General features: G+C 60.4%; 18 protein-coding genes. 11 read left to right on the top strand and 7 right to left on the bottom strand.

Translation table 11 applies throughout. The features are described from left to right. The first annotated feature begins 354 nt into the window (after positions 1-354). The 9 genes from tadA (at position 355) to BN1115_RS02150 (ending at position 11,503) form a co-directional block, all read left to right on the top strand. Entirely contained in the window at positions 355-837 is a 483-nt protein-coding gene (gene tadA, locus BN1115_RS02190; protein WP_042655873.1) for a tRNA adenosine(34) deaminase TadA, read from the top strand. A 204-nt stretch (positions 838-1,041) separates the two neighbouring features. Beyond that, positions 1,042-3,279, top strand: a complete 2,238-nt coding sequence (locus tag BN1115_RS02185; RefSeq protein WP_042655872.1) for an ABC transporter permease subunit — start codon at positions 1,042-1,044, stop codon at positions 3,277-3,279. A gap of 32 nt (positions 3,280-3,311) precedes the next feature. Next, positions 3,312-4,961, top strand: a complete 1,650-nt coding sequence (pstA, locus tag BN1115_RS02180) for a phosphate ABC transporter permease PstA (RefSeq protein ID WP_042655871.1) — start codon at positions 3,312-3,314, stop codon at positions 4,959-4,961. Between the two features lie 127 nt (positions 4,962-5,088). After that, positions 5,089-5,907, top strand: a complete 819-nt coding sequence (pstB, locus tag BN1115_RS02175; protein WP_033138278.1) for a phosphate ABC transporter ATP-binding protein PstB — start codon at positions 5,089-5,091, stop codon at positions 5,905-5,907. Between the two features lie 192 nt (positions 5,908-6,099). Further along, complete coding sequence (gene phoU / locus BN1115_RS02170) at positions 6,100-6,810, top strand: phosphate signaling complex protein PhoU (protein ID WP_042060395.1); 711 nt, start codon at positions 6,100-6,102, stop codon at positions 6,808-6,810. Between the two features lie 190 nt (positions 6,811-7,000). Next, positions 7,001-8,320: a polyamine export protein PaeA gene (gene paeA, locus BN1115_RS02165; RefSeq protein WP_042060394.1), complete on the top strand. Its 1,320-nt coding sequence runs from the start codon at positions 7,001-7,003 to the stop codon at positions 8,318-8,320. Between the two features lie 18 nt (positions 8,321-8,338). After that, positions 8,339-8,881 (top strand): hypothetical protein, encoded by a 543-nt coding sequence (locus BN1115_RS02160; protein WP_042655870.1) that lies wholly within the window; start codon positions 8,339-8,341, stop codon positions 8,879-8,881. Positions 8,882-9,175: 294 nt separating this feature from the next. Continuing rightward, a complete protein-coding gene (locus tag BN1115_RS02155; protein WP_042655869.1) occupies positions 9,176-10,078 on the top strand; it encodes a homocysteine S-methyltransferase family protein in 903 nt (300 codons plus the stop codon). A gap of 9 nt (positions 10,079-10,087) precedes the next feature. Continuing rightward, complete coding sequence (locus BN1115_RS02150) at positions 10,088-11,503, top strand: basic amino acid/polyamine antiporter (RefSeq protein ID WP_042655868.1); 1,416 nt, start codon at positions 10,088-10,090, stop codon at positions 11,501-11,503. A gap of 111 nt (positions 11,504-11,614) precedes the next feature. On the opposite strand, the gene BN1115_RS02145 is transcribed toward BN1115_RS02150, so the two are convergent. Continuing rightward, the gene (locus BN1115_RS02145) at positions 11,615-12,454 is read right to left on the bottom strand and encodes a sterol desaturase family protein (protein ID WP_042655867.1); all 840 of its coding nucleotides are present in this window, start codon (positions 12,452-12,454) and stop codon (positions 11,615-11,617) included. 169 nt (positions 12,455-12,623) lie between these two features. Here BN1115_RS02145 and BN1115_RS02140 point away from each other — a divergent pair, with 169 nt between their 5' ends. Beyond that, a complete protein-coding gene (locus BN1115_RS02140) occupies positions 12,624-13,415 on the top strand; it encodes a substrate-binding periplasmic protein (protein ID WP_042060388.1) in 792 nt (263 codons plus the stop codon). A 120-nt stretch (positions 13,416-13,535) separates the two neighbouring features. Here the strand turns inward: BN1115_RS02140 and BN1115_RS02135 are convergent, their stop codons facing one another. From BN1115_RS02135 to BN1115_RS02125, 3 genes are all read right to left on the bottom strand, one after another. Then, complete coding sequence (locus BN1115_RS02135) at positions 13,536-14,279, bottom strand: amino acid ABC transporter ATP-binding protein (protein ID WP_042655866.1); 744 nt, start codon at positions 14,277-14,279, stop codon at positions 13,536-13,538. Positions 14,280-14,362: 83 nt separating this feature from the next. Beyond that, positions 14,363-15,322, bottom strand: coding sequence for an amino acid ABC transporter permease (locus BN1115_RS02130; protein WP_042060384.1), 960 nt, complete (start codon positions 15,320-15,322; stop codon positions 14,363-14,365). A gap of 99 nt (positions 15,323-15,421) precedes the next feature. Continuing rightward, on the bottom strand, positions 15,422-16,228 hold the full coding sequence (locus BN1115_RS02125) for a transporter substrate-binding domain-containing protein (RefSeq protein WP_042655865.1): 807 nt from the start codon (positions 16,226-16,228) through the stop codon (positions 15,422-15,424). 512 nt (positions 16,229-16,740) lie between these two features. On the opposite strand from BN1115_RS02125, the gene BN1115_RS02120 reads away from it, so the two are divergent. After that, positions 16,741-17,874 carry a GGDEF domain-containing protein gene (locus BN1115_RS02120; RefSeq protein ID WP_042655864.1) on the top strand — a complete coding sequence of 378 codons (1,134 nt, stop codon included), beginning with the start codon at positions 16,741-16,743 and terminating at the stop codon, positions 17,872-17,874. 101 nt (positions 17,875-17,975) lie between these two features. Here BN1115_RS02120 and uhpC read toward each other — a convergent pair whose 3' ends face one another. Genes uhpC through uhpA form a run of 3 tightly spaced genes read right to left on the bottom strand, consistent with a single transcriptional unit; the run spans position 17,976 to position 21,439 of the window. After that, a complete protein-coding gene (uhpC, locus tag BN1115_RS02115) occupies positions 17,976-19,310 on the bottom strand; it encodes an MFS transporter (RefSeq protein ID WP_042655863.1) in 1,335 nt (444 codons plus the stop codon). Between the two features lie 21 nt (positions 19,311-19,331). Continuing rightward, complete coding sequence (gene uhpB / locus BN1115_RS02110; RefSeq protein WP_042655862.1) at positions 19,332-20,852, bottom strand: signal transduction histidine-protein kinase/phosphatase UhpB; 1,521 nt, start codon at positions 20,850-20,852, stop codon at positions 19,332-19,334. Continuing rightward, entirely contained in the window at positions 20,849-21,439 is a 591-nt protein-coding gene (gene uhpA / locus BN1115_RS02105) for a response regulator transcription factor UhpA (protein ID WP_005334071.1), read from the bottom strand. The genes uhpB and uhpA overlap by 4 nt, the downstream gene beginning before the upstream one ends. Between the last annotated feature and the right edge of the window lie 19 nt (positions 21,440-21,458).

The following is a 21,458-nucleotide window of genomic DNA, read 5'->3' as shown; positions in this document are numbered from 1 at the left end:
CTACACACCGACGGAGTCAGACTCGGCTGACGGGGAGGAAGTCTAATAGCATGGCCAAACGGGTGCAACTCCTTTTTTATCATAGAGATGCCGATTGCTTCTTTATTGCTCAGTCGGGATGCGGCTTGGGTCTGACGCGCAGATTTGGCATAATCGCCGCCCTGTCACTGCGAGCTATCATGCCAGCTATCTATGGAGTCATCTGACAGGTGTGGATAGCGGGAATGCAAACAGCACAATTGAACAATATAACAATATAAAGAGGGGATGGGAGTGAAACCATCAGAGGTTCCAGAGACACAGAGTCAGGCACCGAGTCAGGCACCGAGTCAAACCAAGCAGGACGAACAGTGGATGCGCCATGCCATGGCATTGGCTGACCGCGCCGAAGGGATTGGCGAGATCCCGGTCGGTGCCGTGCTGGTGCTGGATGGTCAGGTGGTGGGCGAGGGGTGGAATCGCTCCATCAGCGAACACGATGCCTGTGCCCATGCCGAGGTGATGGCGATCCGGGCAGCGGGCAAGCAGCTGGCGAACTACCGCCTGCTCGATACCACCCTGTATGTGACGCTGGAGCCCTGCTGCATGTGTGCCGGTGCGCTGATCCATAGCCGGGTCAAGCGGGTGGTTTACGGCGCCCGGGATCTCAAGACCGGTGCCGCGGGGTCGGTGTTCGAGATCTTGCAGGACCCACGGCACAACCACAGGGTCGAGCTGACCGACGGCGTGCTGGCCGATGCCTGCTCGGCCCAGTTGTCGGCCTTCTTCAAGCGTCGCCGTGCAGAGAAAAAGGCAGCCAAACAGGCGCTGCAACAATCAAACGATACCCTTTCCTGAATCAATCGGGGGCAGCGCAGGCTGCCCTTGCTGATTGCCTTTATAAATATCACTTTATAAACAATGTGTTGTGATCGCCTTCCTTCGACATAATCCCCGCGTTTTTTTCCGCTAACAACCGCTGTTAAAGCGGTTCCGATGTAACAAAACTGTCATGCAACCGCCATATAATGCCGCCAAGCCTAGCTTACATTGAGGTCTTGCATGTCATCGGAATCGTTAAACCTAGTCATGGCGGGCAGTAGAAAACGCCGGATCAAGGATAAATTGGCCAAATATGGCGTCACCACAGGCGGAGCCCTGGTACTGGTGGCGCTGCTGCTTATCTTCTTTTATCTGCTCTATGTGGTGAAACCCATCTTCAATGGCGCCTCCATGGAGCCGACCGCATCGTTTACCCTGCCCGCCGCAGGGAAGACCGCCTGGCTCGGCGTGGAAGAGCAGAACGAGATCGGCTATCGCTTCAGCGATAAAGGGCAGGTCAACTTCTTTGCGGTGCAGGGAGATGACAAGATCAAGGTCGGCCAGTCACTGGGTCAGGCCCAGGTTGCCGGTGACATCACCACGGTGGCGACCCCGGCACCGGGCCAGCGGCTGATCGCCTACGGTTTTGCCGATGGCAAGGCGCAGGTCGTCCAGCCAGCGTTCAAGGTCTCCTATCCCAACGATGTGCGGGTGATTGAACCCAGCCTGCAATATCCCTTCGGCGAAGAGCCGGTGGTGATCGACCCGCAAGGGAAGGCGCTGCAGCTGATGGTGTTCGAAGCCACCAAGGACAAGATGGCGACCGCCGCCGTGACCGAAGATGGTCGTGGCGTGATGACGGTGATGAGCGGTGAGGAGAACTTCCTCTCCGGCGAGATTGAGTGGAGCAGTGAAAACTACACGATTCCGTCTCTGCCGCGCCATGTGGATCAGATGTTGCTGACCCCCAATCTGCGGATCCTGTTCGTGCGCGAGGGCAATCGCCTCTCCGTCTATGACATTCATAACCTGAGCGAAATCTCCCTGCGCAACGTGCTGGAGATCAATGCCTCCAACGCCAACGTGACCCGGGTTCAGCTGCTCTCCGGCGCCTCTTCGCTGCTGGTCGGCAATGACAACGGCGTCATCTCCCAGTGGTTCGAAGTGGCGAAGGATGGCAAACGCCAGTTCACCCAGATCCGTGACTTCAAGGGCGATGGCGCGGTAGATCTGCTGACTCCCGAGCATTTTCGCAAAGGCTTCATCAGTGCCGACAAGGACGGCATCATCAGCTTCTTCCACGCCACCGGCGAGACCAAGCTGCTGACCGAGACAGTGGAAGGGGGCGAACTCTCTGCCCTGGCCATCTCCCCCCGTCACAACCTGTTGCTGATGCAGCAAGGGAACACCTTCAAGCTGTTCTCGGTGGAGAACGAACACCCCGAAGTAACCTGGTCTGCCCTCTGGCAACAGGTGTGGTATGAAGGGTATCCGGAGCCTCAGTATGTGTGGCAATCCACCTCTGCCAGCAACGACTTTGAAGCCAAGCTGAGTCTGGTGCCGCTGGTATTCGGTACGCTGAAAGCTTCTTTCTACGCCATGGTGTTTGCTGTGCCGCTCGGCGTGGCCGGTGCCATCTATACCGCCTATTTCATGTCGGCGGGGCTGCGCAAATACGTCAAGCCGACGGTCGAGATCATGGCGGCGTTGCCGACCGTTATCCTGGGCTTCCTGGCGGGCTTGTGGCTGGCACCCATCATCGAGGGTGCGCTGCCCGGGGTGATCCTGCTGCTGGTGCTGCTGCCGATGGGGATGCTGCTGACTGCGCTGATCTGGAACTATCTGCCGGAGCGCGGCAAGTCCTGGCTGCCGGAGGGGTGGCACGCCATCCTGCTTATTCCGGTGCTGCTGCTGATTGGCTGGGGGGCCTTCGCCCTGAGCCCGCTCATCGAGAATGCTTTTATGCACGGCGATTCGCGCATCTGGCTGACTCACGAAATGGGCATCAAGTTTGACCAGCGCAACTCGCTGGTGGTCGGTATCGCCATGGGCTTTGCGGTCATCCCCACCATCTTCTCCATCGCTGAAGATGCGGTCTTCTCGGTGCCCAAGCACCTGACCCAGGGCTCATTGGCCCTCGGTGCCACCCCGTGGCAGACCCTGAGCCGGGTGGTGATCCTCACCGCGAGCCCTGGCATCTTCTCGGCGGTGATGATGGGCCTTGGCCGCGCCGTGGGCGAGACCATGATCGTGCTGATGGCGACCGGCAACACCCCCATCATGGACTTCTCCATGTTCCAGGGGCTGCGTACCCTCGCCGCCAACATCGCGGTGGAGATGCCGGAGTCGGAAGTGGGCAGCTCCCACTATCGGGTGCTGTTCCTCGCCGCCTTCGTCCTGTTTGTGTTCACCTTTATGTTCAACACCCTGGCCGAGTTTGTCCGTCAGCGGTTGCGTGAAAAATACAGCTCGATGTAAGGGGCGACTCTGTAATGGACAAGGAATCGACAATGGGTAAGTGGTTTAAATCAGGGGCCCCCTGGATCTGGATGACCGGCGGTGCCGTCAGCCTGAGTCTGGTGGCGGTACTGGGTCTGCTGCTGCTGATCGGCTGGCGTGGTCTGGTCTACTTCTGGCCGCACCCCATCTATGAGTGGCAGCTGGAAGACGCGAGCGGCAACAAGAGCGTACTGATCGGCGAAATCAACGATCGCGAGCTGGTGCCGGTGGAGCGACTGCGCGCCGCAGGTCTGCCGCTGGAAGGGGAAGAGCGCGAGCTGCTGACCCGCTATCTGGTCAAGACCGGCAACCGCGAGTTCGTTGACCTCGATTTTCGCTGGGTGCTGGAGACGGACATCAAGTCCCAGAGCCAGCCAGCCGAGCTGGCCATGGTTGAGCGTGCCACCAACGGCAACTTCTACGGCTATATCGTCGGGGTGAAAGAGGATGGCCGCGAGCTCACCTCGGATCTGCATCCTGCCCTGCAGCGGGTGCTGGCGCGAGCCAATGCCCTCTCCGAACAGGCCAACGATCTGCAAAAAGGGGACATTGGCAGCATCAACTATCAACTGGAGCGGCTGCGCCTGAAAGAGCGCAAGGCCGAGCTGGATGACAAGCTGACCGATCAGCTCAAAGCCGAACTGGCCAGCGAGCGTCAGGCCCTCAACGATCGCTATCAGGTGCTGGAAAAAGAGCTCTTCTCCCTGCGAGCCCAGGCGGACAGAGACAGCATCACGGTCAAGGACATGCGCGGCGAGCTGGTGACCATGCCGATGTCCAAGGTGCTGGATGTGGTATGGCCCAACGACATGAGCCTGCTGGCCAAGGTGGGCCACTGGTTCCACCAGATCGGCAAGTTCGTCTCTGACGATCCCCGTGAAGCCAACACCGAGGGCGGGGTATTCCCGGCCATCTTCGGTACCGTCTTCATGGTGTTCCTGATGGCGATCATCGTGACCCCGCTGGGGGTGGTGGCGGCAGTCTATCTGCACGAGTATGCGGGCAAGAACAGTCTGACCAAGATCATCCGCATTGCGGTGATCAACCTGGCGGGTGTGCCCTCCATCGTTTACGGCGTGTTTGGTCTGGGCTTCTTCGTCTACACACTCGGTGGCTCGCTGGATCAGCTGTTCTACCCGGAAGCGCTGCCGAGCCCGACCTTTGGTTCACCCGGTGTGATTTGGTCGGCGCTGACCCTGGCTATCCTGACCCTGCCGGTGGTGATCGTCTCCACCGAAGAGGGTCTGGCGCGGATCCCGAGCACCATCCGTCAGGGTTCGTTGGCACTGGGCGCGACCCAGGCAGAGACCCTGTGGCGCATCGTGCTGCCGATGGCGAGTCCGGCCATCATGACCGGCCTTATTCTGGCGATTGCCCGTGCGGCCGGTGAAGTGGCGCCGCTGATGCTGGTGGGGGTGGTGAAACTGGCACCGACCCTGCCGATGGATGGCAACTTCCCGTATCTGCATGTGGAGCGCAAGTTCATGCACCTGGGCTTCCACATCTATGACGTCGGCTTCCAGAGCCCCAACGTCGAGGCGGCACGCCCGCTGGTCTACGCCACCTCCTTCCTGCTGGTGACGGTGATCGTGGGGCTGAATCTGACCGCTATCGGTATTCGTAACCACTTGCGCGAGAAATTCCGGTCGCTGGAGCATTAATCCGGCTTCCTTGAGACAAAATCGAGAGAACAGATGCGCGGACCAAAGAGTGCCGCCATCTGTCAGCAGCAATCATGGCGGTCGCTGGCAAGAGTCCGGCTACTCCAGACTGATTTTGAGGTAACAGATGATCAACGTAACGACCACGTCCACCCAGCACACCGCGCTGGATCTGCTCAACCTGAGCCCGGAGCAGACCGCGCTGGAGGTGAAGGATCTCAACCTGTACTACGGCAGCAAGCAGGCGCTGTTCAACGTCAACATGAAGATCCCCAAAGGGCAGGTGACCGCCTTTATCGGCCCGTCCGGCTGTGGTAAATCGACCCTGCTGCGCTGCATCAACCGGATGAACGATCTGGTGGAGATCTGCCGCATCGAGGGGGAAATCCAGCTGCACGGCCACAACATCTATGACAAGAGCGTCGATGTCTCCGCTTTGCGTCGTCAGGTGGGCATGGTGTTCCAGCGCCCGAACCCCTTCCCCAAGTCCATCTACGAGAACGTGGTCTATGGCCTGCGTCTGCAGGGGATCAACGATCGCCGCACCCTGGATGAAGCCGCCGAGCGCTCCCTGCGTGGCGCTGCTCTGTGGGATGAGGTGAAGGATCGTCTGCACGACAACGCCTTCGGTCTCTCCGGTGGTCAGCAGCAGCGTCTGGTGATTGCTCGCGCCATCGCCATCGAGCCGGAAGTGTTGCTGCTCGATGAACCGACCTCGGCGCTCGATCCCATCTCCACCCTCACCATCGAGGAGCTGATCAACGAGCTCAAGAGCCAGTTCACCGTGGTGATCGTGACCCACAACATGCAGCAGGCCGCGCGGGTGTCGGATCAGACCGCCTTCATGTACATGGGCGAGCTTATCGAGTACTCGGATACCAACACCATCTTCACCACCCCGGCCAAGAAGAAGACCGAGGATTACATCACCGGTCGTTACGGCTAAGGCATGGTTGATGCAACAAGGGTTATTGATATGAACATGATGAGCATCAATAAACAGATTACCGGTCAGTTCAACGGCTAAGGCATGGTTGGTGCAACAAGGATTATTGGTATGAACAAGATGAGCATCAATAAACAGATTACCGGCCAGTTCAACGGCTAAGGCATAATCGGAGCATCAAGGATTATTTGTATGGACAATATGAACCTCAATAAACACATCTCCGGTCAGTTCAATGCCGAGCTCGAGAGCGTGCGCAATCAGGTGCTGGTGATGGGCGGTCTGGTGGAGCAGCAGCTCACCGACGCCATCGCGGCGATCCACGATCAGGATCTCGATGCAGCGCGCAAAATCGTGGCCAACGACCACAAGGTCAACGCCATGGAAGTGGCGATCGACGAGGAGTGCACCCGCATCATCGCCAAGCGTCAGCCGACAGCCTCCGACCTGCGACTGGTGATGGCCATCATCAAAACCATCACCGATCTGGAGCGCATAGGCGACGTGGCGGACAAGATCGCCCGCATGCTGACCGACAACGCCAACAAGCCGCAGCCGCCGCTGGTGTCGCTGGAGAACATGGGCCGTCGCACCATCAAGATGCTGCACGATGTGCTCGACGCCTTCGCCCGCATGGATCTGGATGCAGCGCTGGCGGTCTACAAGGAAGATGACAAGGTAGACCGTGAGTACGAGTCCATCATCCGCGAGCTGATGACCTACATGATGGAAGATCCTCGCACCATCCCCCAGGTCCTCAACGTGTTGTGGGCGGCGCGGGCCATCGAGCGGGTCGGCGATCGCTGCCAGCACATCTGCGAGTACATCGTCTACTACGTGAAAGGCAAGGATGTGCGCCACACCAAGGCGGACGATCTGGGCTCCCTGCTGGGCAAGGGCTGACCGGAAGTGAATAAAAAGGCGCGTGAAGCGCCTTTTTTGTTGCATAACTGGTCGGAGTAAGATAAAGCCCCCAACTGGCTGTTTTCTGATAGAATACGTCCCCTGTGTGAGTCCCGGATGGACTCACGGTCCGGTCTCCCGGGCCCAGTTTGCCGTCTTGTGCTAAGGCGGGTGTAGCAATAGGTTAATCATGAGTTTTGCCGATAGTTTGTTCTTTTTAATGCTGCTGGTAGGCGGCAGTGTGTTTTTCTCCCTCTCCGAGATCTCTCTCGCCGCGTCTCGCAAAATCAAGTTGCAGGTGATGGCGGATGAAGGCAATCGCCAGGCCGAAAAGGTGCTGGCCCTGCAGGCCCAGCCGGGTAACTTTTTCACCGTGGTGCAGATTGGCCTCAATACGGTCGCCATTCTGGGCGGTATCCTGGGTGAGTCTGCCCTCAACCCCGCCATCAAGGAGATTGTCTCCCAGTTCTACCAGGGCCCCTGGCTTGGCGAGATCAGCTCCGGTGCCTCCTTCGTGTTCGTCACCGGCATGTTTATCCTGATCGCCGACCTGATGCCCAAGCGTCTGGCTATGACCATGCCCGAGCAGATTGCCGTGGTGGTGGTGCGTCCCATGCTCTTCTTCGTCACCGTGCTGATGCCGCTGGTGTGGGTCTTCAACGGGTTGGCCAACTCCCTGTTCCGCCTGCTGCGCGTCTCCACGGTGCGTAACGACGAGATCACCTCCGACGATATCTATGCGGTGATGGATGCCGGTGCCGAAGCGGGGGTTATCCAGCGCGAGGAGCATCAGCTCATCGAGAACGTGTTCGAGCTGCAGTCCCTTGGCGTCACCTCCGCCATGACGGCCCGCGAGAGCCTCATCTACTTCACCCTGCAAGAGAGTGAAGAGAGCATCAAGGCGAAGATCGCCGAGCACCCTCATAACAAGTTTCTGGTCTGTGACCACAACCTCGACAGCATCAAGGGCTTCGTCGATGCCAAAGAGCTGCTGATCCGCGTCATCAGCGGCCAGAGCATCGATCTTATCGGTGGCAATCTGGTGCAGAACGTCATCATCATCCCCGATACCCTCAACCTCTATGAGGCGATGGAGTACTTCAAGAATCATCGTGGCGACTTTGCCGTGGTGATGAACGAGTACGCGCTGGTGGTGGGTATTGTCACCATGAACGACCTGATGAGTACCGTGATGGGCGAGTGGGCGACTCACGTGGTGGAAGAGCAGATCGTCCAGCGCGACGAGAACTCCTGGCTGGTGGACGGGGTGACCCCCATCTCCGACGTGATGCGCGCCTTCGATATCGAAGAGTTCCCCGAGAACCAGAACTACGAGACCATCGCCGGCTTCATCATGTATATGCTGCGCAAGATCCCCAAGCGCACCGACTCGGTCAAATATGCCGGTTACAAGTTTGAAGTCGTGGATATCGACAGTTACAAGATCGATCAGCTGCTGGTTACCCGGGTCGAGCCGGTGGTGGCCGAGAAGCCAGTTCAGGAATCGTAAAAGGAGCGACATAGAGTCATGAAGATGCAGTCTCATTCCCGTGCGCTGGCCTGTGTCGCGCTCGCCCTGGCACTCGGTGCCTGTAGCCAGAGTGCGCCGCGTAAAGCCACGGTGGCTGCCAAGCCGGCAGCTCCCAAGCCCGCCGTGGTGGTACCGCAGCCGGATCCCGATGCGGTGGTGCAAAGCGGCATGGCAGAGCCGAGCCCGGTCTTTGACGAGCAGTACCACGGCCCGGATCAGGGCTCGCTGGAGTCGGTGACCGCCCTGTTTGCCCGTGGCTACATCGAGTCTGCCATGCGCGAGACCATGCTGGCGGCGGTGCACAACGACTATCCGCTGCTCGGCATGCGGGATGTGCGGTTGACCGATCCGGTCTCCAAATTCCTCACCTCCAGCCATGCGGCCACCACGGCCCATGACTACCTCTATGCGGGTGTGCAACGTCGCCTCGGTCGTCCACTCAGCCCTGCCCAGTGGGAGCAGATCTGGCGTGGCTTGCCGCAGCAGGGTCGGGTCTCCGACTGGGTCAAACAGATCAAGCGAGTGCTGGCTGGGCGTTAAGCTGTCAGCTGCTCAAGATAGTGATGAGGCCACCTTCGGGTGGCCTCTTGCATTTCTGCGTTTGCCTCGCCGTTTGCACGCTGATTTCTGCTGATACTGATTGCCGCCCGTGGCGCTTTGCTTTATCTTGCTTTAGCCATCTAAACATCCATATGTTTTTATGGCTGTATAATAAAGAGGCTTCACCTAGATGAAGCCGGACGATCTGCAGCGATTCGACGCGAAACCGCAGATCAACAAAACAAACAGATAAATACGCAAATAAACAACGCACATAACAAAGAGACACGACAGATGGAAACCAGGGAATTGTGGGTGCTGGATGGGGGCATGGGGCGCGAACTGGCACGGCGGGGGGCGCCGTTTCGTCAACCCGAGTGGTCGGCACTGGCCTTGATGGAGGCGCCAGAGACGGTGCGCGAAGTGCATCAGGCCTATGTGGCGAGCGGAGCCAGGGTTATCACCACCAACAGCTATGCGCTGGTGCCATTTCATATCGGTGATGAGCGCTTCTTTGCCGAAGGGGAGGGGCTGGCTGCGCTGGCTGGTCAACTGGCCCGCGAGGTGGCTGACGATCAGCATGGCGCCGTGCAGGTGGCGGGTTCGCTGCCGCCGCTGTTTGGCTCTTACCGTGCCGATCTGTTCAAGGTGGACAGGGTGAGCGAGCTGGCCACGCCGCTTATCCGGGCGCTATCCCCTCATGTGGATATCTGGCTGGCCGAGACCATGAGCCTCATCGCCGAGCCACTGGCCCTGAAAGCGCTGCTGCCGGAAGATGGCAAGCCGTTCTGGGTCTCTTTCACGCTGGAAGATGAGGCGCCGGGCAACGAGCCGACACTGCGTTCCGGCGAGCGGGTGGCCGATGCGGTGACCGCGCTGGTGGCGGCCGGAGTCGATGCCATCCTGTTCAACTGCTGTCAGCCCGAGGTGATTGAGGCCGCGTTGACGGTGGCCGTTGACAGGTTGCAGGCAGTGGGCCGTGCTGACATTCGCCTCGGTGCCTATGCCAACGCCTTCCCACCGCAACCCAAAGAGGCGACCGCCAACGACGGGCTGGACGAGATCCGCGCCGATCTGGGGCCGCTGGATTATCTCGGCTGGGCCGAACGTTGGCGTGCTGCCGGCGCGAACTTGATCGGCGGTTGCTGCGGCATCGGCCCCGAGCATATTCAGGCGCTGAGCAGCCGGTTGCGCTAAGGAGCACCCATGAAAGAGAGCAAGATTGGGCTCTGGTCCCTCACCGCGCTGGTGTTCAGTTCCATGGTGGGGGCGGGGATTTTCAGCCTGCCCCAGAACATGGCCGAGGTGGCGGGGGCGCGCGCCGTGCTGATCGGCTGGGGCGTAACGGGGGTGGGCATCTTGGCGCTCGCCATGAGTTTTCTCTATCTGTCACGACTCAGGCCCGACCTTGACGGCGGCATCTACAGCTACGCCCGCGCCGGTTTTGGCGATCTGGTGGGCTTCTTCTCCGCCTGGGGATACTGGCTCTGCGCCACCATCGGCGTGGTGGGCTATCTGGTGATCGCCTTTGCGGCGCTGGGCAGCTTTGTCGATACCCCCGAGCAGATCTGGTTTGGTGACGGCAACACCCTGGCGGCGTTTGTCGGCGAGTCCTGCATCCTCTGGGCGGTGCATCTGCTGGTGGCGCGCGGTGTGCAGCAGGCGGCGCTGTTCAATCTGGTGGCGACTCTGGCCAAGAGCCTGCCGCTGCTGCTGTTTATCCTGTTCGCCTGCTACTGGTTTGACCCTGTTACCTTCGCGGCGGATCCGCAGGGCAGCACCCTGGCGGTGCCGGTCTCCGAGCAGGTGCGCAACACCATGCTGATCACTCTCTGGGTCTTCACCGGCATCGAGGGGGCTGCGGTGCTGTCGGCCCGCGCCAGAAACCGGCGGGATGTGGGTACGGCCACCGTGCTTGGGGTCGTGTTGGCACTGCTGCTCTATGTGCTTATCTCGGTGCTGGCGCTCGGGATCCTGAGCCGCCCCGAACTGGCGGCCTTGCCCAACCCCTCCATGGCAGGGCTGATGGCCCAGATGACCGGCTCTTGGGGCAAGCTGCTCATCAGTGTCGGCCTGATCGTCTCGGTGCTCGCCTCTTACGTGAGCTGGACCCTGTTCTCGGCCGAGGTGCCGTTCAGTGCGGCCCGTCACGGTGCGTTTCCCGCCATCTTCCGGCGCCAGAACCGCAACGGGACGCCCATCGCCTCGCTCTGGCTCACCAGTCTGACGGTGCAGACATGCCTGCTGTTGGTGTGGCTGCTCGGCAAGGGCTACACCAGCTTGTTGCTTATCTCGACCTCGATGATCCTGGTACCCTACCTGCTGATCGGCCTGTTTCTGCTCAAGCTTTCGTTCAGCAATAAGGGTGAGAGCGGGCAGGGCCAGAGCCTGATGCGGACGGTGGCACTGGTATCGAGTGGTTACGGCTTCTGGCTGCTCTATGCCGCCGGGGTGGAGTATCTGCTGCTCTCCTTACTGCTCTACGGGCCGGGCCTGCTGCTGTTTCTCTACAGCCGCCGTCAGCTGGGGGCGGATCTGCACCTGAGCGGCCGCGAGCGATGGCTGGCCGGAGTGACCTTGCTGAGCCTGATCCCCGCCGTCTGGTCGTTCGCCCATCTCTGATATCGAAGATGTGATTGACCATAAAAGAGAGCGCCACCGTGGCGCTCTCTTGTTATGAGGGACTGGTTATCAGGGACTTGCTATCCGGACTTTGTTATTTGGGGCGAGGGCTCAACGGCTGGCAGGCCCGGCCGGTTTGCCAAACAACACGGCGAGCTTTTGTCGCCATGGCAGGCCTCGGGCATCGCGCAGCATGTCGCGCCACTCGTGGAAGGTGAGGGTAAGCGGGTTGAAGCTGTGGATCGGTTTGGTGATGCCAAAGCGACACGGCTCGGCCGGGTCCTCCTCGACAAAGGTACCAAACAGCCTATCCCAGATGATCAGCACCCCGGCGAAGTTGCGGTCTATGTACTTGGCGTTGCTGGCGTGGTGCACCCTGTGGTGGGAGGGGGTGTTGAAGATCCACTCCAGCCAGCCCAGCTTGCCCACCACCTGGGTGTGGACGAAGAATTGGAAGCCCAGGCTGAGCAGCACGGTGGCGACCACCGCCTCGGGCGGGAAGCCGATGACAATCATCGGGATCCAGAACAGCCACATGCCGGAGATGGGATACATCAGGCTCTGGCGAAAGGCGGTGGAGAGATTGAGCCGCTCCGAGCTGTGATGCACCACATGGGAGGCCCACAGCCAGCGCACATGGTGGCTGGTGAAGTGGAACAGCCAGTAGCATAGATCCTGTAGCAAAAACAGCAGCAGTACGCTCCAGAAGGTGAGCTCGATATCGAATAGCCGCCAGCCCCAAAGGGTGTCATACAGATAAGCAATGGCGATGGCCGCCAGCGCATCGACCCCCTGATGCATCAGGGCTAGCGCGGCGTTGGCGAACAGATCCCGCCACTGGTAGGTGGCAGTGGGAAAGGCAGCGCCATGTTTGCGCAGGTAGAGCATCTCCCAGCCGACAAAGGCCAGAAAAATCGGGGAGAGGTAGAGCAGAAGCAGTTGCACATCCATAGCGGCCATCCATTCAGAGCAATTGCTCTCCAGCATAAAGGATGGATTTAATAATTCATTAACATTTTTCGTCGGCGTAGAGATAGCGGAAAAGAGGATGCTGCAACCGCAGAGGAAGGGGCGGCGGATGGCTATGCTTGATGCAGGCTTGTTCAGGAGGATCTGGCTTATGCGTGTCTGGTGTTGCTTGTTGCTGGGGTTGTGCATGATGGCGCACGCCAAGACCCGGGTCGAGATCCTGGCGGATGCCGCCTATCCCCCCTACTCCTGGCAGGAGGGGGAGGAGGTCAGGGGGATCTATGCCGACATCATCCGCGAGGTGACCGCCGCCATGAGTGACTATGAGGTGGTGCTCAAGCCCATGCCCTGGCGCCGCGGCCTGAGCCTGGTGGAGCGGGGCAGTGCGTTTGCCATTTTTCCTCCCTACTATCTGCCCGATGCTCGCCCTTATATCTGGCCCTACTCCCAGCCGATACTCGATGAAGAGCTGGTAGTGATGTGCGGCGCCAGTGTGGCAGCCAATACCCCGCAGGCACGGTTTCCTGATGACTACAGCGGTCTTCGCTTCGGAATCAATGCCGGTTTCACCGTGGGAGGCGATCTCTTCTGGCAGGCAGTGAAAGAGAAGCAGATCGATGTGGAGGAGGTGAAAAGCAATCGGGAAAATCTGCTCAAGATAGTGCGTGGCCGTATCGACTGCACCGTCAATGACCGTATCTCGCTGCTCTATGAACTGTTCAAAATGATACAGGGATCGCAACTGGCGGTGACCGATATGTCCCTGCTCAAGCAGGGCCCCGTGCTTAGCAAGGAGCAGGGTTTTCTCGGTTACAGCCGCAAGGGGGAGTTCCCCTACAAGCAGGCCTTTATCGAGCAGTTTGACAAGGAGCTTTACCTGCTCAAGAAACGTGACGGGGTGAGGAGCATCGTGGAGCGCTATCTGGGAAAGTCCCCGCGCTGAGCCGATGAGAGGGGGACTCGGGTTCAGCGGATAGGGGGCTCCTGCATGAAGAACAACCAGCATGAAGAACAAGAAGAGGGACCCCGGGTCCCTCTTCGTCTATCCACTGTTTTGTGGTTGCTACAGCACCTGACTGAGGAACTGGCGCAGACGCGGAGAGGGGGGATTGTCGAAGAAGTCGGCAGGCTTCTCATCCACCAGCAGCTCGCCACTCTCCATAAAGAGCACCCGATCCGCCACCTCGCGGGCAAAGCCCATCTCGTGGGTCACCACCACCATGGTCATCCCCTCGCGGGCCAGCCCCTTCATGACGTCCAGCACTTCCCCCACCATTTCGGGGTCCAGCGCACTGGTCGGCTCGTCAAACAGCATGATGCGCGGCTGCATGGCGAGCGCCCGGGCGATCGCCACCCGCTGCTGCTGACCACCGGATAGCTGGGACGGGTAGCTGGCCGCTTTCACTGACAGCCCCACTTTCAGCAGCAGTGCCTTGGCCCTGTCTTCGGCGTCACGGCGCGACAGGCCGCGCACCTTCTGCGGGGCGAGGGTGATGTTGTCCAGCACCGTCAGGTGGGGGAATAGGTTGAAGGACTGGAACACCATGCCCACCTCTTCCCGCAGCTTGTTGACATCGCCCGGCTCGGTCAGGCAGATGCCGTCGACCACGATGTTGCCGTCGTTGATGGTCTCCAGCTGGTTGAGGGTGCGCAGGAAGGTCGATTTGCCCGAGCCGCTGGGGCCGACGATCACCACCACTTCCCCTTCGGCCACCTCGGTGCTGACATTTTTCAGGGCGTGCACCTCGGTGCCGTAGAATTTCTCTACGCCGGTCGCCTTGATGATGGGATCAGTTGCGGTACGCATATTTCGCCTCCAGAAGACGAACCGGGAAGGCGAATGGGGTGCCGGCAGCACTTATCGGCGCCTGTTGCACCTTGATGATGGGATCAGTTGCTGCGCGCATATTTCACCTCGAGACGGCGTACCAGGAAAGAGAGAGTGCCGGTGAGCACCAGATAGAGCAGGGCCACGGTAAACCACACCTCGAACGGGCTGAAGGTGGAGCTGACCACCTCGCGCCCCGCCTTGGTCAGATCGGTGATGGAGATGACCGAGACCAGCGAGGAGTCCTTGATCAGGTTGATGAATTGCCCTGCCAGCGGCGGCAGCACCCGCTTGAACGCCTGCGGCAGAATCACGTAGCGCATGGTCTGGGCCGAGGTCATACCCAGGCTGCGACCTGCCTCCATCTGCCCCTTGTGGATCGAGCTGATACCGGCGCGGACGATCTCCGCCACATAGGCGCCGGTAAAGACCGCCAGCGCGGCGACCCCGGCGGTGAAGCGATCGAGGTTCAGCACGGTGCCGATAAAGAAGTAGACGATAAAGATCTGCACCAGCAGCGGCGTGCCGCGGATGAGCTCCACGTAAGTGACCGCCAGATTGCGCAGGGCAGGATTGGGGGAGAGACGCGCCAGCCCGGCCAGGGTGCCGAGCAGGATGGCGAAGATGCCCGCCACCAGCGAGAGCTTGACGGTGACCCAGACGCCCCAGGCGATGGGGCCTGCGGTCCAGCTCAGCTGGGTGTCGAGGGTATCGCCACGAAAAATGGTATCCCCTTCCGCGACTTGTACGCCGGTGCTGGCGATGGCTTGCCGCACATTGGGGTCGAGATCGTCTTGCAGGAACAGCTTGCCCTTCTCGGCCTCGCTGGTGCCTGCAATCACGGTGCCGTCAAATTCGGCCAGATTCTTCTGCTCCGCCTGATAGGCGATGTATTGGGGAATGCGTTCCCAGCGCCAGGTGTAATCCACGGACTGGACAGCCTTGTAGATGCCGAATACCGCAACCAGCAGCATCAGCAGGAAGACGCCCTGCCAGAGTAGCTGATTGGGCTGTTTTTCCATCTGTCTTGTCGGTTTGGGTGTGTGCACAGTCACAACCTCTTCTCGTTATTGTGTGGGGAGCTGCGTGGTGCAGGGGCGGCATGTGCCGCCCCCCGGAGGTTATTTGAGCTGGTTCAGCCAGGTATTGGATTCGAACCACTTCTTGTAGAGACGGTCGTAGCTGCCATCGCCCTTGATCTGGCGCAGGTAGTTGTTGAACCAGTTGAGGGTGTCCTGATCCCCTTTGCGGATGGCCCAGGCCAGCGGCTCGAAGGTGAACGGCTTGTCGAGGTGCACCACGGCGCCCTGATTCTGGGAGGCGAAGATGGCGTTGTATGGCAGGTCATAGACGAAGGCATCGACCTTGCCGTTGATCACTTCCAGCTTGGCGTCATCCTGGGTTTCAAACTGCAGCAGGGTGGCTTTCGGGATCAGGCGCTTGACCGCCTGCTCGCCGGTGGTGCCGAGCTTGACCGCGATCTTGTACTTGGGATCGTTCAAATCGGTGAAGGATTTGATTTCGCCTGCCTTCTCTTTGCGCAGCACGATGGTCTGGCCGACCACGATGTAAGGATCGGCGAAGTTGACCCGCAGGTTGCGCTGGGGAGTGACGGTCATGCCGCCCATGATGACGTCGAATTTGTTGGTCAAGAGCGCCGGAATGATGCCATCCCAGGCGGTGTTGACGAACTCGACTTTCACGCCCATCTCTTTGGCGACCATCTTGGCGAGATCCACGTCAAAGCCGATGTATTGGCCCTGCTTGTTGGTCATCTCGAAGGGTTGATAGCCCGCATCGAAGCCAACTCGCAGCACGCCGCGTTCGAGTACGGCATCCAGGGTGGACGTGGGGGCAGGGGTCGGTGCCGGTGCCGCCGTGGCGATCCCGCAAAACAGCAGGGTAGAAAGAATCAGTTTTTTGATCATAAGTGACGTCTCTGTCGGTGGTGTGTTCGGCCTTGAACCTGATCCCGTGCGACTCCGTGGCACAAGAGACTGCTGCATCCGGCAACAGGCAAGACAGGATGAATGTCTTGAGCGGGACAAAAGCCCCATATGAGATGCTATGAATAGTGGTTGAGTGAAAAATGTACCAAAAACAGATTGTGTCAGAAGACTCAACAGGTTAGAGACATTTATTGCTCATGGCTTCATTCATAAAATCACACGAAAACAACATATCTATCTAATGGGGTGGGTTCAAGCCCAAATTGTGCCCAAGACATTTTGTTACATAGCGAGGGGCTCGCATGTGGCTTTTGTCGGGGGGATCTCATCAGCGGGTATGAATCGAGCCTGTGGTGACGGAATGGCGATAGTGAGCCAGCAGCGCGAAAAACCGGCGAACAGGATGTTTTTATTGTGAAAACAGTCAGGTCCCTCTGGGTCTAGGCAAACGCTTCTCATATACTCAGTTACCCTCTCTGTATGGCTTTGGTATGGACGCCTCACTACTGCTCAAGCTGGATATTTTTACCTTGATGATCATGGCCTTGTGTGGCTATTGTCTCGGTTTCCTCACGCTCACCATCATTCGCGTGACTCACCACGATATTCCCGGCGTCGGGGTCTGGTGGTGGTCCAGCCTGTTTGCCATGCTGGGTCAGGCGGGATTCGCCAGTCTGCTGCTGACTCCCACGCCTTATGGCTCCTGGGTTGGCAATGTATTCCTGATTTTTCATGTGTTGTTGCTGCTGGTCGCCCAGCGCTGTTTCTTCCGTCAACCGCCCGGCTGGCGCGCCTGCTGGGGCTTCATCCTGCTGTTTGCCGCCATCATGACCTGGTCGGTCGCCATCGATGGCCGGATTGCGGTGCGGGTGATGATCAGCAGCGCCACCTTCCTCGTGCTCAGTACGCTGATCATCTGGCAGCTCTGGCGCCACGGACGCCCCGATTATCAGGTGGCTGTCTGGGTGCTGATTGGCCTCAATCTGGTGCTGATTGCCATGACCCTGATGCGGATATGTGCCGTCTGGGGCGAGGTGATCGAAAGCCCGTTCCAGCGTCAGCTGTTCAACGTGTTGCCCTATGTCTCCATGCTGGTGGGCAGCTCCATGCTCACCTTCGGGGTGCTGCTGCTCTGCAACCAGCACCGGGCGCTGGAGCTGCGCTATCAGGCCAGTCATGACCCGTTGACCGGGTTGTTCAATCGCCGCGGTTTTATGGAACGTCTGGCCCGGGGACGGCCTGCACAACAGGGGGCGCTGGTGGTGCTCGATCTGGATGACTTCAAGCAGGTCAACGATCGGCATGGTCATGAGGTGGGCGATCGGGTACTGGAGCGGGTCGGGCTGGCGCTGCGCGAGCTGGAGGGGGTGTTGGCCGGTCGCTTTGGGGGCGAGGAGTTTGTGCTGCTGTTTCGCCATGCCACCGCAGACGAGGCGATCGCCCGTTGCCAGTCACTGCTGGTTCAGCTCGCGGCCAGCGAGGTGGAGGGGATCCATATTACCGTCAGCATGGGGGTCGCCCACTGGCAGGGAGAGTGGCATTTCGACCACCTGTTCCGGCGCGCGGATGACGCCCTCTATCGGGCCAAACGGGAAGGGAAGAACCGGGTCTGTCAGGCGGCCTGAGGCAGGGATAGGTTTAGGGATAAAGGAGGGATAAAGGCAGGGCGCGATGATCCGCGCCCTGCCTGTTTTCGCTTGCCGGATCTGGCTTGTCATGCCATCCGCTACTCTGACGCCGCTTGGGCCGTTCTGGGGGCCTGCGCCTTGAGGAAGGGGAGCAGCAGCAGGGCCGAGACGCCCGCCGCTACCGAGATCACCACGAAGAAGCCGTTCCAGTGCCAGATCTCCATCACCTTGGCCAGCGGATAGCCCGACAGCGCCGCCCCCATGTAGGCAAACAGGCCGACAAAGCCGGTGGCGGCCCCTGCCGAATTCTTGTGGGAGCACTCCGCCGCTGCCATGCCGATCAGCATCTGGGGGCCAAACACGAAGAAACCGATGGTAAAGAAGCAGGCCGCCTGCATCACATAGCTGAAGAAGGGCATCAGCCACAGTGAGCCCACCGCCAGCAATATTCCCACCGCAAAGATGAGGTTCATCGGGCCGCGGTTGCCGTTGAACAGCTTGTCCGATCCCCAGCCCGCCACCAGGGCGCCGATAAAGCCCCCCACCTCGAACATCGAAATAGCCGAGTTGGCGCTCATCAGATTGAAGCCGCGCTGCTCGGTCATGTAGAGATTGCCCCAGTCGTTGATGGCGGTGCGCACCACATAGACCAGCACGTAACAGCAGGCCAGCAGCCAGATATAGGGGTTGCCGAGCACATATTTGCGCAGGATCTGGCGGTGGGAGAGCCCCGCATCCTGGGTCTGCTGGGCCAGCTCCATGGCATCCTTGCGCCACTCGCCCACTGTCGGCAGTCCCATGGCGCTCGGGGTATCCCGCAGCCGCCAGCAGAGAAACAACCCCGCGACGATGGCGATAAGGCCGGGCACTATCATGCCGTAGCGCCAGCCATGTTGCAGGGCGATGGTGCTGACGATGAGGGGGATGAGCGCCCCGCCGACGTTGTGGGCGGTGTTCCAGGCCGACCACCAGACCCCGCGCTCGGTGCGCGAGTACCAGCTGGTGAGCAGCTTGGAGCAGGGGGGCCAGCCCCAGCCCTGGAAGAAGGCGTTGGCGACCCAGAGGGCGGCAAACATCCAGAGTGCCGACGAGAGGCCGAACAGGATATTGATGACGCCGGTAGCCATCAAGCCAATCCCCATGAAGTAGCGCGGGTTGGCGCGGTCACTGATGATGCCGGAGAAGAACTTGGAGCAGCCGTAGGTGATGTAGAACAGGGTCCAGAGCATGCCGATGTCGGACTTGTCCAGCATGCCGCTCGCCAGCATGTCCGGCATGGCGAAGTTGAAGCTCTTGCGGGTGAAGTAGAAGATCGCGTAGCCCAGATACATGGTCAGCAGCAGGTGCAGCCGCCAGTGGCGATAGGTGGCGTCGATCTCGGCCTGATCCCGGATAAGGGGTTGGGGCGGCGCGCTTCTCATAAAACTCAGCACAGGCTGGCCCTCCGGTGGTGATTAGCCATGACTCTCCTCCCGTCTGCGACTGGGCAGGGTGACCGTCAGCTGGGTGCCGTGGATGCAGGAGAGTTGCAGGCTGCCCCCGAGGGCCTGTACCCGCTCGCGAATGCCGAGCAGGCCATAGCCCTGTTGCGGGCGACTCTGTGGCAGGCCGCGGCCATCATCTTCCAGCACCAGTTGCAACTGCTCGCCGCTGGCCCGGGCGCGAATGGTGACCGAATGGGCATTGGCATGTTTGACCACGTTGTTGAGCCCCTCCTGACAGACCCGAAACAGGGTGACCCGCTGGGCATCGGAGAGATCCCCATCCGCCAGCTGCCACTCCAGCCGGGTGACGATGCCGTGACGCTCCAGCTCCAGCTCCCGCAACAGACTGCGTACCGCCTGCTCCAGGGTCATGTCGTCGAGTTGGCGCGGGCGCAGACGACCGAGCAGGCCGCGCACCGCGTCGTAGATCCCGAGCGACAGGGTGTCGATCAGGGCGCTGCTCTGGCCCACCCCGACATTATCGGGGGCGAGCCGGCGCACGATCCCGGCCTGGGTACGAATGGCGGTGATGGTCTGGCCGATGTCGTCGTGCAGCTCGCGCGCTACCTCCTTGCGAATGCTCTCCTCGGTCTCCAGCAGCCGCTCGGTGAGTTGGCGATTGTGGGCGAGCTGGCGGGTCAGCGCCTGATTGAGTTCGCGCTGGCGCTGGATCCCCGCACCGAGCAGCAGGCCGGTGAGGCTCTGGGCCAGCAGGGAGAGCAGCAGATCGAGGGGGTGATCGTGCCAGGCCTGACTGGCCAACAGGGCGATGGTGTTCATCAGGGTGGCGAGCAGCGCCCCCTGCCAGCCGTAGCGCCACGCCATGGCGATGATGGGGATGGCGAGACAAAACGGGGTGAAGCGCACCAGCGAGTTGGGCAATCCCAGTTGCAGCCAGAGGCTCAATACGAATAGCAGCAGATACCAGACCAGATGGCGAAAGCGCCAGTCCACCGGCTGATCCACCAGCGCAGGGCCGAGCGGCACCCAGGTGGCGCGGGTGAGGTAGTGCCAGATCAGCATGCAGGTGGAGGTGAGCGTCAGCCCGCCGGTCAGGCTGAGCAGTAGGGCAGAGAGGCCATCTTCCCCCGCCAGATGCCAGAGCAGGGCTTGCAGCAGCGCCGCCGCCGTGACGGTAGCGAGCAGCAGCAACAGTTGCTGCCAGTCGTTGCGCACCTGCTGGCGACGGGCAATCAGTAGCGGCAGCAGGGTCAGCAGACTGCCCGCGACCAGCCACGGCCAGTGGGGCAGCCCCACCTCCTGATTGAGCCAGTAGAGCAGCAGCCCTTCGCACAATAATAGCGGCGGCCAGTAGTGGCCGGGACTTTGCAACAGCAGGCCGAGGCGCAGGCCGAAGGGGAAGAGCAGCACCGCCAGCGCCGGGCCACCCGCCAGATGCAGGCTGATGCTCCAGAGGCAAAACCAGCCGGCAGCAAAGATGAAGCAGGCCGCCAGCGCGATGGCGACATAGCTGGCAAAACGGGAGATCACCAGCTATCCAGCATGCGGTGGGCCAGCTCGACGTTGTTGCTGACCTTGAGCTTGTCCATCAGGTTGGCGCGATGGACGTGGACCGTCTTGGGGGAGAGGCCAAGCTGCTCGGCGATGGCTTTTACTTCCAGTCCCTGTGCCAGCAACTGGGCAATCTCCCGCTCCCGATTGGTGAGGGGATCCCGGCTGCTGCTGGCCAGCTTCTGGGCGATGTCCGGCGTAAGATAACATCCCCCCTGGGCGGCGGTGCGCACGGCGGCGATCAGCTCATCCGGGCTGCAACGCTTGGAGAGAAATCCCTTGGCGCCGGTCTGCAGTGCCTGCTCGATAAGTGCCGGGCTGTCGTGGACCGAGAGCATCACCACCGCCAGACCGGATGGGAGCTGCTTGAGCAGATCCAGTCCCGATTGGTCGGGCATCGAGATGTCGCAGACGCAGACCCGCGCCCCGCTGCCGGGCAGACCGGCAAGGGCGTCGCTGGCGGAGCCGAATTCGGCGACCACCTGCAGATCGGGCTCCAGATTGAGCAGTTGGGCAAAACCGGATCGGACGATCTGGTGATCGTCGATGAGGGCAATTTTTATCATGATGTCAGCCTGAAATTCG

The organism is Aeromonas allosaccharophila, from assembly GCF_000819685.1.
GTDB lineage: Bacteria > Pseudomonadota > Gammaproteobacteria > Enterobacterales > Aeromonadaceae > Aeromonas > Aeromonas allosaccharophila.
The sequence above is the reverse complement of the archived record's forward strand: the minus strand, read 5'-3'. Positions and strand labels throughout refer to the sequence as shown.

Excerpts from the sequence above, each read along its gene's own strand:
- tadA (WP_042655873.1), top strand. The coding sequence starts at position 355 with ATGCGCCATGCCATGGCATTGGCTGACCGCGCCGAAGGGATTGGCGAG.
- BN1115_RS02185 (WP_042655872.1), top strand. The coding sequence starts at position 1,042 with ATGTCATCGGAATCGTTAAACCTAGTCATGGCGGGCAGTAGAAAACGC.
- pstA (WP_042655871.1), top strand. The coding sequence starts at position 3,312 with ATGGGTAAGTGGTTTAAATCAGGGGCCCCCTGGATCTGGATGACCGGC.
- pstB (WP_033138278.1), top strand. The coding sequence starts at position 5,089 with ATGATCAACGTAACGACCACGTCCACCCAGCACACCGCGCTGGATCTG.
- phoU (WP_042060395.1), top strand. The coding sequence starts at position 6,100 with ATGGACAATATGAACCTCAATAAACACATCTCCGGTCAGTTCAATGCC.
- paeA (WP_042060394.1), top strand. The coding sequence starts at position 7,001 with ATGAGTTTTGCCGATAGTTTGTTCTTTTTAATGCTGCTGGTAGGCGGC.
- BN1115_RS02160 (WP_042655870.1), top strand. The coding sequence starts at position 8,339 with ATGAAGATGCAGTCTCATTCCCGTGCGCTGGCCTGTGTCGCGCTCGCC.
- BN1115_RS02155 (WP_042655869.1), top strand. The coding sequence starts at position 9,176 with ATGGAAACCAGGGAATTGTGGGTGCTGGATGGGGGCATGGGGCGCGAA.
- BN1115_RS02150 (WP_042655868.1), top strand. The coding sequence starts at position 10,088 with ATGAAAGAGAGCAAGATTGGGCTCTGGTCCCTCACCGCGCTGGTGTTC.
- BN1115_RS02145 (WP_042655867.1), bottom strand. The coding sequence starts at position 12,454 with ATGGATGTGCAACTGCTTCTGCTCTACCTCTCCCCGATTTTTCTGGCC.
- BN1115_RS02140 (WP_042060388.1), top strand. The coding sequence starts at position 12,624 with ATGCGTGTCTGGTGTTGCTTGTTGCTGGGGTTGTGCATGATGGCGCAC.
- BN1115_RS02135 (WP_042655866.1), bottom strand. The coding sequence starts at position 14,279 with ATGCGTACCGCAACTGATCCCATCATCAAGGCGACCGGCGTAGAGAAA.
- BN1115_RS02130 (WP_042060384.1), bottom strand. The coding sequence starts at position 15,322 with ATGGAAAAACAGCCCAATCAGCTACTCTGGCAGGGCGTCTTCCTGCTG.
- BN1115_RS02125 (WP_042655865.1), bottom strand. The coding sequence starts at position 16,228 with ATGATCAAAAAACTGATTCTTTCTACCCTGCTGTTTTGCGGGATCGCC.
- BN1115_RS02120 (WP_042655864.1), top strand. The coding sequence starts at position 16,741 with ATGGACGCCTCACTACTGCTCAAGCTGGATATTTTTACCTTGATGATC.
- uhpA (WP_005334071.1), bottom strand. The coding sequence starts at position 21,439 with ATGATAAAAATTGCCCTCATCGACGATCACCAGATCGTCCGATCCGGT.